Origin of the sequence: Chryseobacterium sp. StRB126, assembly GCF_000829375.1 — a bacterium.
In the GTDB taxonomy this organism is placed as follows: Bacteria; Bacteroidota; Bacteroidia; order Flavobacteriales; family Weeksellaceae; genus Chryseobacterium.
This window is the reverse complement of sequence record NZ_AP014624.1, coordinates 2734028-2746216: the sequence shown is the minus strand read 5'-3', so window position 1 is coordinate 2746216 and position 12189 is coordinate 2734028. Positions and strand designations below refer to the sequence as shown.

General features: G+C 35.1%; 11 protein-coding genes. 10 read left to right on the top strand and 1 reads right to left on the bottom strand.

The annotated features are described in order from the left end of the window. Nucleotides 1–345 precede the first annotated feature (345 nt). The 10 genes from CHSO_RS12405 (at nucleotide 346) to CHSO_RS12360 (ending at nucleotide 11470) form a co-directional block, all read left to right on the top strand. Nucleotides 346–1269 carry an ABC transporter ATP-binding protein gene (locus CHSO_RS12405; RefSeq protein ID WP_045496336.1) on the top strand — a complete coding sequence of 308 codons (924 nt, stop codon included), beginning with the start codon at nucleotides 346–348 and terminating at the stop codon, nucleotides 1267–1269. A 165-nt stretch (nucleotides 1270–1434) separates the two neighbouring features. Next, a complete protein-coding gene (locus CHSO_RS12400; protein WP_045502437.1) occupies nucleotides 1435–1887 on the top strand; it encodes a MarR family winged helix-turn-helix transcriptional regulator in 453 nt (150 codons plus the stop codon). 54 nt (nucleotides 1888–1941) lie between these two features. Next, nucleotides 1942–4335, top strand: coding sequence for a 3-hydroxyacyl-CoA dehydrogenase/enoyl-CoA hydratase family protein (locus tag CHSO_RS12395; protein WP_045496335.1), 2394 nt, complete (start codon nucleotides 1942–1944; stop codon nucleotides 4333–4335). Nucleotides 4336–4437: 102 nt separating this feature from the next. Further along, complete coding sequence (gene tnpA / locus CHSO_RS12390; RefSeq protein ID WP_045502434.1) at nucleotides 4438–4902, top strand: IS200/IS605 family transposase; 465 nt, start codon at nucleotides 4438–4440, stop codon at nucleotides 4900–4902. 105 nt (nucleotides 4903–5007) lie between these two features. Continuing rightward, entirely contained in the window at nucleotides 5008–6186 is a 1179-nt protein-coding gene (locus CHSO_RS12385; protein ID WP_045496333.1) for an acetyl-CoA C-acyltransferase, read from the top strand. Between the two features lie 31 nt (nucleotides 6187–6217). Beyond that, a complete protein-coding gene (locus CHSO_RS12380) occupies nucleotides 6218–6574 on the top strand; it encodes a four helix bundle protein (RefSeq protein WP_045496331.1) in 357 nt (118 codons plus the stop codon). A 50-nt stretch (nucleotides 6575–6624) separates the two neighbouring features. Next, the gene (locus CHSO_RS12375) at nucleotides 6625–8403 is read left to right on the top strand and encodes an acyl-CoA dehydrogenase family protein (RefSeq protein WP_045496329.1); all 1779 of its coding nucleotides are present in this window, start codon (nucleotides 6625–6627) and stop codon (nucleotides 8401–8403) included. 149 nt (nucleotides 8404–8552) lie between these two features. Continuing rightward, the gene (locus CHSO_RS12370; RefSeq protein ID WP_045496326.1) at nucleotides 8553–8888 is read left to right on the top strand and encodes a YegP family protein; all 336 of its coding nucleotides are present in this window, start codon (nucleotides 8553–8555) and stop codon (nucleotides 8886–8888) included. Between the two features lie 79 nt (nucleotides 8889–8967). Then, nucleotides 8968–9414, top strand: a complete 447-nt coding sequence (locus CHSO_RS12365) for a phosphohydrolase (RefSeq protein ID WP_045496324.1) — start codon at nucleotides 8968–8970, stop codon at nucleotides 9412–9414. A 4-nt stretch (nucleotides 9415–9418) separates the two neighbouring features. Continuing rightward, on the top strand, nucleotides 9419–11470 hold the full coding sequence (locus CHSO_RS12360; RefSeq protein ID WP_045496322.1) for a M48 family metalloprotease: 2052 nt from the start codon (nucleotides 9419–9421) through the stop codon (nucleotides 11468–11470). Here CHSO_RS12360 and CHSO_RS12355 read toward each other — a convergent pair. Continuing rightward, nucleotides 11467–12183 (bottom strand): DUF2490 domain-containing protein, encoded by a 717-nt coding sequence (locus CHSO_RS12355; RefSeq protein WP_045496320.1) that lies wholly within the window; start codon nucleotides 12181–12183, stop codon nucleotides 11467–11469. The two genes, CHSO_RS12360 and CHSO_RS12355, sit on opposite strands and share 4 nt — an antisense overlap. Nucleotides 12184–12189: the final 6 nt, after the last annotated feature.

The following is a 12189-nucleotide window of genomic DNA, read 5'->3' as shown; positions in this document are numbered from 1 at the left end:
AGATGCTTACAGCATGACAAACATAGAGTAAAAATCACCAATAGTAATTCAAACTATGAAAATTAGAATATCCCAAAAACAATTGATCATTGCACACATAGCTTTGTTTGCAATCAGTTTTGCTTTGCTGGAATACTCTAAAATGTTTAGAATAAATAAAGAATTACATTGGATTTATTCCTGGGGAAACAACTGGTGGTTTATGGTTGCTTTACCTTGTATCTTTTGGGGCTCAATCATTTTAGGAGGTTATAGTTTATGGAAAGTCAATAAAAATAAAATCCTATATTTCTTATTTAGCATTATACCTCTCAGTATTTTTTTAATTCTTACTTTTCTCTAAATATGCACCTACAGATTAAACAAGCCAATATCGGATATAACAAAACATTAATTTCAAATGCTAATGCAGAATTGAAGCTTGGTGATGTATGTTTACTGATTGGAAATAATGGAGTGGGAAAAACAACTTTAATCAAATCTATTCTTCATCAGATCCCTTTACTGGATGGAGAAATATTAATAAATGGTAAGAATGTAAAAAAACTTTCTGTTAAAGAAATTGCAGAGAATATTGCTATTGTTTTTTCAAAATCTGTTATTCCGCAGCATTATACAGTAGAAGATCTTATCTCTTTAGGGAAATACATCTACTACCCTTTTTATTTTGAACTAAAAAAGGAAGATCGTGAAGAGGTTGCACATATCATTGAAGAGCTAGATCTGGGACAATACAAATACACGCTTCTTAAGAATCTTTCGGATGGAAACCTTCAAAAAGCATTTATTGGCCGTGCTATTACTCAAAACTCCCCTGTTATTATTCTGGATGAACCAACTACCCATTTGGATGAAAAAAATAAGATCATTATTCTGAAAGCACTGAGAAAGCTGGCTAAGGGACAAAACAAACTCATTCTGTTTTCTTCACATGACTGGCGTTTGGCCAAAGAATTTGCCGATAAAATATGGTACGTGAAAGACTCACAGCTTTATACAGGAATTGTGGAAGATGTATTATTACAACATGATGAGCTTACCAACCCTTCATTATTTCAAATACACGAGAGTTTTGTTCCACCACATATTTCTGCACCGCAAGTTCAGAAGGAAATGCTCTATTCTTTGCTTCAGAAAAACTTCTCAAAAGATCTTTCTGCCCTTAACTTTGTATATCAGAACCGTTTTTGGGTAATTACTAACGAATCCCGCAAACAACAATGCGAATCCTTCGAAGAAATTATAAATTTTATTGGAAACATTTATTAATCAATAGTTTTCTTTGATTATTTCACATACTATGCATGCATAGTATTATGCAAATCATACAATTTAACACTCTCACTACCAGATTATTAACAAAATTTAACGTTAATAAATATTATGCATGCATAATATTTACTAAATTTGGGTAAAACCATTAGCGCAAAAATGATGGATAATAATAAGGAAAAAATAGAAAACGTAGATTTAATTTTAAAACAGACCTGGTTGGCTGTTTCTAAAATGTACACAGAGCTGGCTCAGGAACATGACTCCACGGCAGTACAAGCCCTTACCCTTCTTAAAATTGATCCCAAAGAAGGAACGCGAAGTACGAATCTTGGACCTAAAATGGCCATAGAACCCACTTCCCTCACAAGAATCATTAAACTTCTGGAAGATAACGGATATATCTATAAGGAGAAAACCACCACAGATAAAAGAGAGGTGATTATCAAACTTACGGATAAAGGATTAAACTCCAGAAATATGTCCAAAGAAGTTGTTGTCAACTTTAATAAAAAGGTAATGGAAAAAATTAGCCCTGAAAAAATGGACACTTTTAAGGATGTGATGACTGAGATCATGAAAATAGCCAATGAACTCTTAAACAACAGAAAGTAAATTATAGTAAAACCGTATGGTTCGTATAACCTTATAAATAATAAAAAATTAGATATGAAAAGAAGAATCAAACATGTAACGGTTCTTGGTTCAGGAATTATGGGTAGCGGTATCGCAGCTCACTTCGCCAACATTGGTGTGGAAGTGTCACTTTTGGATATTGTTCCCTTTGAACTTACTGAAGCTGAACAGAAGAAAGGTTTGACCAAAGAAGATAAGGTAGTAAAAAACAGAATTGCTACAGAAAACTTCGAAAAACTGAAAAAAGCAAGCCCTGCACTTCTTTATTCACCAAAGTTTGCAGACAGAATCAAAGTGGGAAATTTTGATGATGATTTACCAAAAATTAAAAATACGGACTGGATTATTGAAGTAGTTGTTGAAAGACTTGACATTAAAAAGTCTGTATACGAAAAAATAGAACAGTTCAGAAAACCGGGAACATTAATTTCTTCCAATACTTCTGGGATTCCAATTCACTTTTTAACAGAAGGAAGAAGCGAAGATTTCAAAAAATACTTTGCAGGAACTCACTTCTTCAACCCAGTAAGATATCTGCCTCTTCTTGAGATTATTCCAACAAACGATACAGATCCGGAAATCATCGATTTCTACATGAATTATGGAGCTAAATTTTTAGGCAAAACTACCGTTTTAGCAAAAGATACTCCTGCTTTCATCGCAAACAGAATCGGGGTATTCTCTATGATGGATCTTCTTCACAATGTACAGAAATTAGGACTTACTGTTTCTGACGTTGATAAATTAACAGGTCCTGTAATCGGACGTCCAAAATCAGCTACTTTCAGAACAGCTGACGTTGTAGGTCTTGATACTTTAGTAATGGTAGCCAACGGTGTTCGTCAAAGCGGTGCTGAAGCCAATGACTTTAACGATGTATTTGCTCTTCCTGCCTATATCCAGAAAATGATGGATAATAAATGGTTAGGTTCAAAAACTGAGCAGGGCTTCTATAAAAAAGTAAAAAATGCAGAAGGAAAATCTGAAATTCACGGATTAAACCTTGATACTTTGGAATATGAACTTCAAGGAAAATCTTCATTCCCTACTTTAGAATTAACAAAATCCATTGATAAGCCAATTGACAGATTCAAGGTATTAATTGGTGGTAAAGATAAAGCTGGTGAACTATACAGAAAGTCATTAGGAGCATTATTCGCTTATGTTTCTCATAAAGTTCCGGAAATTTCTGACGAAGTTTACAAAATTGACGACGCTATGAGAGCAGGTTTCGGATGGGAAAATGGTCCATTTGAAATCTGGGATGCTGTAGGTGTTCAGAAAGGTATTGAATTAGCTAAAGATGCCGGCTACGAAGTTTCTGACTGGGTTAAAAATGTAGAAACATTCTACAAGGTTAACGATGAAGGACAAAGCATTTATGTGGATAAAAATTCAGGAGAATACAACAAAATTCCTGGACAGGATGCTTTCATTATCCTTGATAACATCAGAAAAAACAAAACACTTTGGAGTAATTCCGGAGCTGCCATTCTAGATTTAGGTGATGGGATCATCAACTTCGAGATCCGTTCCAAAATGAATTCTCTTGGAGGCGAAGTTTTAGATGGACTAAACAGAGCTATTGATTTAGCAGAAAAAGAATACGACGGATTAGTAGTAGGAAACCAAGGGGCAAACTTCTCTGTAGGAGCTAACCTTGCGATGATTCTTATGATGGCTATTGAGCAGGATTGGGATGATTTGAATATGGCTATCGCTTACTTCCAGAAATCGATGATGAGAGTACGCTACTCCTCTATTCCTGTGGTAGTTGCTCCTCACGGCATGACTTTAGGAGGAGGATGCGAAATGACCATGCACGCAGACAGAGTAGTTGCCGCAGCAGAAACTTACATCGGACTGGTAGAAACCGGAGTGGGTGTAATTCCTGGTGGTGGTGGTACTAAAGAACTTACTTTAAGAACTTCCAGAGAATTCCACAGTGATGATGTGAAGAACAACAGGCTTCGTGATGCCTTCATGAACATTGCTATGGGTAAAGTAGCAACATCAGCTTATGAAGCTTATGATATGGGAATTCTTGAAAAAGGGAAAGACATCGTTTCTGTAAGCAAAAACAGACAGATTGCAGAAGCTAAAAAAGTAGCAAAACTGTTAGCAGAGCAAGGTTATACTCAACCTATCGAGCAAAAAGTTAAAGTTCTTGGTAAAGATGCATTAGGAATGTTCTACGTAGGAACAGACCAAATGTTAACAGGGAAATACATCTCTGAACACGATAAAAAAATTGCAGACAAGCTAGCCAACGTAATGGTAGGCGGAAACCTATCTGAACCAACAGTTGTTACTGAGCAGTACTTATTGAACCTGGAAAGAGAAACATTCCTTCAGCTTTGTGGTGAAAGAAAAACTTTAGAGAGAATTCAATACATGTTACAGAACGGAAAACCATTGAGAAACTAACGTGGAACTCCGCAGGAGCGAACTGTTAATAGCTATGAATAATTTTTAGAAATGGCAGAGCCTCGTAGAGGCGACCTGATAATAAAAGATCATGTTCGTTTTATGGCCAATACCTATACACAGATTTATATTCAAATTGTTTTTGCAGTAAAAGGAAGACAAAATCTGATTTCAAAAGAAAACAGAGAAGAATTACATAAATTGATTACAGGTATAGTCTCTAACAGAAATCAAAAATTATTCGCAGTTTTTGCAATGCCAGACCACGTTCACATCCTTGTAAGTATGAATCCGACCTTGTCTGTTTCAGATTTAGTAAGAGATATTAAAGCGGGTTCTTCAAAATTTATCAATGAAAAAGGATGGATCAATGGAAAGTTCAATTGGCAGGAAGGATACGGAGCTTTCTCTTATTCTAAAAGCAATGTTGATGCGGTAGTAAAATATATTTTAAACCAGGAAGAACATCATCAAAAGAAAACTTTTAGAGAAGAATATTTGGATTTTATGTCAAAGTTTGAAATTGAATATGATTCAAAATATTTATTTGAATGGATTGAAGACTAACAGGTCGCTCCTACGGAGCTCCACAAATTGCAAAAACAATAGATCTATGAGCAGTTTACCTCTATGAGGCAAAATCTTTCAAAAACAATTTAATTAAACAAAAAAATGAAAACAGCATACATTGTAAAAGGATTCAGATCAGCAGTAGGAAAAGCACCCAAAGGTTCTCTACGCTTTACACGTCCTGACGTAATGGCAGCCACCGTTATTGAAAAATTAATGGCTGAGCTACCACAATTAGATAAGAACAGAGTTGATGACCTTATTGTAGGAAATGCAATGCCTGAGGCAGAGCAAGGATTAAACGTAGCCCGTTTGATTTCCTTAATGGGTTTAAATACAGATAAAGTTCCAGGAGTAACCGTAAACAGATACTGTGCTTCAGGAAGTGAGGCTATTGCTATTGCTTCTGCAAAAATTCAGGCTGGAATGGCAGATTGCATCATTGCTGGAGGTACAGAATCCATGTCGTATATTCCAATGGGTGGTTATAAGCCGGTTCCTGAAACGGAGATTGCAAAAACAAACCCTGATTATTATTGGGGAATGGGTTACACTGCTGAAGAAGTTGCAAAACAATATAATATTACCAGAGAAGAACAGGATCAGTTTGCCTTTGAATCGCACATGAAAGCTTTAAAAGCAAATCAGGAGGGTAAATTTGCTAATCAGATTGTTCCGATTCCGGTAGAATATAACTTTTTAGATGAAAATCAGAAGCTTCAGACTAAGAAATTCGATTTCTCTGTAGATGAAGGTCCAAGAGCAGATACCTCTCTTGCAGGTTTGGCTAAACTTAGACCTGTTTTCGCTAACGGAGGAAGCGTAACGGCTGGAAACTCTTCTCAGATGAGTGATGGTGCTGCTTTCGTGGTAGTAATGAGTGAGGAAATGGTAAAAGAATTAGGTCTTGAGCCAGAAGCAAGATTAGCAGCGTACGCAGCGGCAGGTCTTGAGCCAAGAATTATGGGAATGGGACCAGTTTATGCTATTCCAAAAGCATTGAAACAAGCAGGTCTTGAATTAAAAGATATCGATTTGATCGAGTTAAATGAAGCATTTGCATCACAATCAGTTGCTATCAAAAAAGAGTTAGGCCTAAACCCTGATATCTTAAACGTAAATGGAGGGGCAATCGCTTTGGGTCACCCACTAGGATGTACAGGAACAAAACTAACTGTTCAGCTTCTTGACGAAATGAGAAGACGTGGTAACAAATACGGAATGGTTTCTATGTGTGTAGGAACCGGACAGGGAGCTGCGAGTATTTTTGAACTACTTTAATTAATTATAGATTTTAAATTATAAATTTTAGATGAGTTTCAAGGAAGATAATCTGATTCAAACCAAAACATTTGAATTTGCTTTAAGAATAATAAAATTTTATACCAAGTGTAAAGCTCAAAACGAATTTATTCTATCAAAACAAATTCTTCGTTCAGGAACTTCCATTGGAGCAAATGTAGAAGAAGCTATTGCAGCTCAATCTAAAAAAGATTTTATATCAAAACTTTCTATTGCAAATAAAGAAGCGAGAGAAACAAGATATTGGTTGAGACTGTATCATTCTTCAAATCTTGTTCAAATTGAAATTGATTCTTATTTAAAAGATATAGAAATGATTATTAATATTTTGACTAAAATCATTAAAACATCATCTGAAAATTTATAACGACAAAATCTAATTTAAAATTTATAATCTAAAATTTAAAATAATAACATATGAGCAACATAGTTAAAGGAGGTGAATTCCTGATCAAGGAAATTCCTGCAAACGAAATTTTCAGTATTGAAGAACTGAATGAAGAACAAAAAATGCTTCGCGATTCTGCGAAGGAATTCATAGATAGAGAGGTTGTCCCTCAAAGAGAGCGTTTCGAAAAGAAAGATTATGCATTCACTGAAGAAACAATGCGTAAGCTTGGTGATATGGGAATGCTTGGTATCGCTGTTCCAGAAGAATACGGAGGTCTTGGAATGGGCTTTGTAACTACGATGTTAGCTTGTGACTATCTTTCGGGGACTACAGGTTCATTGGCTACAGCTTATGGAGCGCACACGGGAATCGGAACGCTTCCAATCGTTCTTTACGGAACTGAAGAGCAAAAGAAAAAATACCTTCCAGACCTGGCAACAGGAACAAAATTCGGAGCTTACTGTCTAACAGAGCCGGATGCAGGTTCGGATGCCAACTCTGGAAAAACCAGAGCTAAACTTTCCGAAGACGGAAAACATTATATCATCAATGGTCAGAAAATGTGGATTTCCAATGCAGGATTTGCAGATACATTCACTTTATTTGCGAAAATTGATGATGATAAAAACATCACTGGTTTTGTAATCAACCGTTCTGAACTGGAAAACCCTGAAAGCTTAACTTTTGGTGAAGAAGAACACAAATTAGGAATTCGTGCATCTTCTACCCGTCAGGTTTTCTTCAATGATATGAAAATTCCTGTTGAAAATCTTTTAGGAGAAAGAAACAATGGTTTTAAAATCGCTTTAAATGCATTGAACGTAGGCCGTATCAAATTAGCAGCGGCTTGTTTAGATGCTCAAAGAAGAATTTTAAACCACTCTATCCAGTATTCTAACGAAAGAAAACAGTTTGGAGTTTCTATTGCTACTTTCGGAGCGATCAGAAAGAAGCTTGCTGAAATGGCAACAGGTGTTTTCGTAAGTGAGGCCGGTTCTTACAGAGCCGCGAAAAATGTTCAGGATAAAATTGACGAATTGGTAGCAGGTGGAATGGATCACCAAGCTGCAGAGCTTAAGGGTGTTGAAGAGTTCGCTGTAGAATGTTCTATCCTTAAGGTATTTGTTTCTGATCTTGCACAACATACTGCTGATGAAGGAATTCAGGTATACGGAGGTATGGGATTCTCTGAAGATACTCCAATGGAAGCTGCATGGAGAGATTCAAGAATTTCAAGAATTTATGAAGGAACGAACGAAATCAACAGGTTACTGGCAGTAGGAATGCTTATTAAGAGAGCAATGAAAGGTGAATTAGACCTTTTATCTCCTGCCATGGCAATCAGCAAAGAGTTGATGGGTATTCCTTCATTCGAAGTTCCTGATTATTCAGAATTCATGAGCGAAGAGAAAGCTATTATCGCTAACCTTAAGAAAGTATTCCTTATGGTTTCCGGAGCGGCTCTTCAAAAATACATGATGGATATTGAAAAGCAACAGCATTTATTATTGAATGCTTCTGAAATCCTTAACCAGATTTATATGGCAGAATCTGCAGTATTAAGAGCAGAGAAACACTTCTCTCCTGATTCTGTAGAAGCGGCTATGGCTCAATTGAACCTTTATAAAGCTGTTGAGAAAATCACTGTTGCAGCTAAAGAAGGAATTATTTCTTTCGCTGAAGGAGATGAGCAGAGAATGATGCTTTCAGGATTAAGAAGATTCACTAAATATACTAATCATCCTAATGTAGTGGCATTAACTGAAAAAGTGGCTGCTCACTATATTGAAAAAGGAACTTATTAGTCTTTATAACATAAATTTGATTTTAAAACGTCCCATTTGGGGCGTTTTTTTATTACATTCTTACTATTGAAATCTTAAAGGATTTCAGATTTCAATATTTTTCCCTAATTTTATTGTAACTAAAACCATTTAACTCAAAATACAAACGTATGGGAAAATTTATTATTTCTAAAAGAGCCAACGGTGAATTTCAATTCAATCTTAAAGCCGGGAACGGTCAGGTTATCTTAACAAGCCAGGGATATAGTACCAAACCATCCTGTGAAAACGGGATCAATTCTGTGAAGACCAATTCACAGGAAGATGCCAAATTTGAAAGGAATACAGCAAAAGATGGCAGATGTTATTTTAGTCTTAAAGCCGGGAATGGACAAATCATTGGAACCAGCCAAATGTATGAAACAGATAACGGAATGGAAAACGGAATAGAATCAGTAAAAAACAATGCTCCCAATGCCTCCATAGAGGATGAAATAATTTTGTAGAATAATCATAAATATTCTCTAAAAAATGCTTTATTTTTTAAGGCATTTTTTATTTTTGTACTCTATTTTCATAGAAAAAATGACAAAAGAAGAATTACTAAATAAAGCTATAAAGATTGCTGACAAAGCACATAAAGGACAAACAGATAAATACCACGCTCCCTATATAGGACACGTCATGCGTGTAATGGAATATGGCAAAACAATAGATGAGAAAATTGTTGGGGTATTGCATGATGTAGTAGAAGATCATCCATTAGAATTCAGCCTTGATTATTTAAGAGCCGAAGGATTTCCTGAATACATCATTTTTGCCATCAGCTGCCTCACTAAATTTGATCCGGAAGAAGATTATGATGAATTCATTAAAAGAACGGAAAGATCTCTCTTATCCGTTGCCGTAAAAATTAATGACCTTCGTGATAATATGGACCTTAGAAGGGTAAACCGTGAGCTTACTCCTAAGGATATTAAAAGGTTCAATAAATATCTTAAAGCCTATCGTTATCTGATAGAGAAATACTAACAAAATGACTAATAACCTGCCCAAAATTTCAACTGCTTATCAATCTAAGCTGATTTCTGCTATCATATCAGTTTCAGCTTTTTTTTTCATTTACTTAGTACTCATTCTGGCCTCTCTCCTAATGATTTTCCTCTTAGGATATGGTGCTATAAAGCTATTGATAATTAAAGTCAATTATTTTACGATTTTTGGTGCTGTAGGTTTATTTAGTATAGGTATTTTTGTGTTCATCTTTCTTATCCGATTTATTTTCAGAAAAAACTATTACAGTCCCCGCCATCTGATAGAAATTTCACGTTCCCACCAACCCGAACTTTTTGACATGATTGATGAAATTGTAAGGGAAACAAAAGTTCAGCCTCCCAAAAAAGTTTTTCTTTCACCGGATGTAAACGCCAGTGTGAGCTATAATTCTATTTTCTGGAGTATGTTTTTACCTGTAAAGAAAAATCTTACTATTGGTATGGGACTGATTAATACAACAAGTACTGGAGAATTAAAAACAGTGCTGGCTCACGAGTTTGGTCATTTTTCTCAAAGAAGTATGAAAATAGGTGGCTATGTGAACCAGGCTGAAAAAATTATTTTTGAAACCGTTTACAATAATAAGGACTATGAAGATTTCATTATGGAGTTTTCGGGAGGTAATGTATTTTTTAAAATTTTTGGATTAATATCTGTAAGCTTTATTAGTGCATTTCAATATATTCTTAAGAACATATCCAATTTTCTTTTTAAAAACCATGCTTCCCTACAAAGAGAGATGGAATATCATGCAGATGCCATTTCAACTTTTGTAACGAATCCGGACGAACAGATTTCATCCTTATTAAGATTAGAATTAAGTGATGCAGCCTTTAACTATGCAACCAATTTCTATATTGAAAGTAATCAGAAATATCTTCCAAAAAATCTTTATGAAAATCAGATTTCTTTAATGAAGATTTTCAGTGAAAGAAATAATCATCCTTATGTAAATGGACTTCCAAAAATAGATATTGAGGATTTGACCCGTTATAATAAATCTAAAATAGAGATTGAAGACCAATGGTCATCCCATCCTGACATTGACAAAAGAGTTGAAAGAATTAAAAAGAACGAAACCAGAAATACAACCAGCGACCACAGACCTGCCGGAGAAATCATAAAAGGCTATGAAAACATATGCGAAACTTTAACTGCAAAATACCTCACCCTGTTAGGTATTAAAAATATTGGAGAAATTATCGATGGCAATACCTTTACAACACTCTATCTGGAAAACAATAGGTATCAGAATCTGATTTCCGGCTTTAATGGCTATTATGAAAGACATACTCCTATTTTAGAAAATATCGAAACCTTGATTCCAGATTCCGGGCTTTATCATGAATCTGATTTGTTCAGCGATAAAAAGGTTTCTCTTGTGTATGAAAAAACAGGTATAGAACAAGATCTGCAAACTTTAAAATATTTGGTTTCGCAATCAAAAGAAATAAAAACATTCAGGTATAATGGAACTTTACACAAGGCAAAAGATGCAGGAAACATGATTCCTCAACTTGAAAATGAGCTTAAAAATGTGACTGCTGAACTTCATAAAAACGATAAATTAATTTTCCAGTATTATTATCACATAGGTAATCATGAGTACAAAAAAAGGTTAATAAGTAAGTACAAAAAAATGGCTGCAATAGACAAAGAATTCGATGACTTTCAGGAAAGCCTTAATGAATTTATTGGATATTTACAGTTTATGACGGTCACTTTACCTTTTGAAGAAATCCGTAAACACAGAGCAAAGCTTTTGAAGGCAGAAAAACCGTTTAAGCAAAAGATCAAAAGTCTTTTGGAAAACTCAGCTTATAAAGAATTACTCACTGTTGAAGAAAATAATCTCCTTCAACAGTTTGTAGATGCTGAATATATTTATTTCAACAATGACCATTATCTTCAAAATGAAGTTGATTCCGTATCATTACTGATTGAAAAATACCAGGCACTTTTAAATACTTATTACCTTAATACGAAACAGGAATTATTAAACTTACAGTCAGAAGTAAACAAAGCCTCTTAATCCGCACCAGGGAAATCGTACGTTTTCGTCTCATGGTTTGTACCATCAATGTTGATGTTTAAGGCCAGGTAGATAAAATGTAAGTTTTTATTTCCTTTTGCTTCAAATTCACGTTGCCAAAGGTATCCGCTAACAATTCCAAAATAATCATCGATCTGATAGCCAAAACCGCCATAGACTCTGTTTCTGGCAAAAGTAGGCTTCATCGGGGTTACCAGAAAAAGCTCATCATAAGCATTGGCAAAAACAGTCCCTTTTTTGATCGTTTTAGAGTTTAAAGGAACACTTATGTTCAAACGGTAACGGTAACGCATTCTTTGAGAAGTATTGTCGGTTTGTGGCTCATAAAACCAGCTTTTTTCTACACGAAAACGGTTTTCAAACTTCACAATACCTTTTTTAACATCAATGATATCCTGAAGCCAAATCCTGAATTCTTCCTTGCTTAATTTTTTATCCTTATAGTTGACATATCTTCCAAGCCCTACAAATGGTTTATGATTCTTGGTAAGATTATACCCTATTCCTCCTTTTATCTCATAATAATCCGGGTAGGTATAGTCTTCGTTACCTCGTAGCTGACCTTCTCCGTAGATGAAAAATTTAGGATGAAACTTATAGGTTAGAGTCACTGCATTGAAGCTGGAAATATGTTCCTGAGCTTTGAAGAAAGATAGACTAAGAAGGAGACTTAAACCTAGAAAACGTTTCATAAAAAA

Excerpts from the sequence above, each read along its gene's own strand:
- CHSO_RS12405 (WP_045496336.1), top strand. The coding sequence starts at position 346 with ATGCACCTACAGATTAAACAAGCCAATATCGGATATAACAAAACATTA.
- CHSO_RS12400 (WP_045502437.1), top strand. The coding sequence starts at position 1,435 with ATGGATAATAATAAGGAAAAAATAGAAAACGTAGATTTAATTTTAAAA.
- CHSO_RS12395 (WP_045496335.1), top strand. The coding sequence starts at position 1,942 with ATGAAAAGAAGAATCAAACATGTAACGGTTCTTGGTTCAGGAATTATG.
- tnpA (WP_045502434.1), top strand. The coding sequence starts at position 4,438 with ATGGCCAATACCTATACACAGATTTATATTCAAATTGTTTTTGCAGTA.
- CHSO_RS12385 (WP_045496333.1), top strand. The coding sequence starts at position 5,008 with ATGAAAACAGCATACATTGTAAAAGGATTCAGATCAGCAGTAGGAAAA.
- CHSO_RS12380 (WP_045496331.1), top strand. The coding sequence starts at position 6,218 with ATGAGTTTCAAGGAAGATAATCTGATTCAAACCAAAACATTTGAATTT.
- CHSO_RS12375 (WP_045496329.1), top strand. The coding sequence starts at position 6,625 with ATGAGCAACATAGTTAAAGGAGGTGAATTCCTGATCAAGGAAATTCCT.
- CHSO_RS12370 (WP_045496326.1), top strand. The coding sequence starts at position 8,553 with ATGGGAAAATTTATTATTTCTAAAAGAGCCAACGGTGAATTTCAATTC.
- CHSO_RS12365 (WP_045496324.1), top strand. The coding sequence starts at position 8,968 with ATGACAAAAGAAGAATTACTAAATAAAGCTATAAAGATTGCTGACAAA.
- CHSO_RS12360 (WP_045496322.1), top strand. The coding sequence starts at position 9,419 with ATGACTAATAACCTGCCCAAAATTTCAACTGCTTATCAATCTAAGCTG.
- CHSO_RS12355 (WP_045496320.1), bottom strand. The coding sequence starts at position 12,183 with ATGAAACGTTTTCTAGGTTTAAGTCTCCTTCTTAGTCTATCTTTCTTC.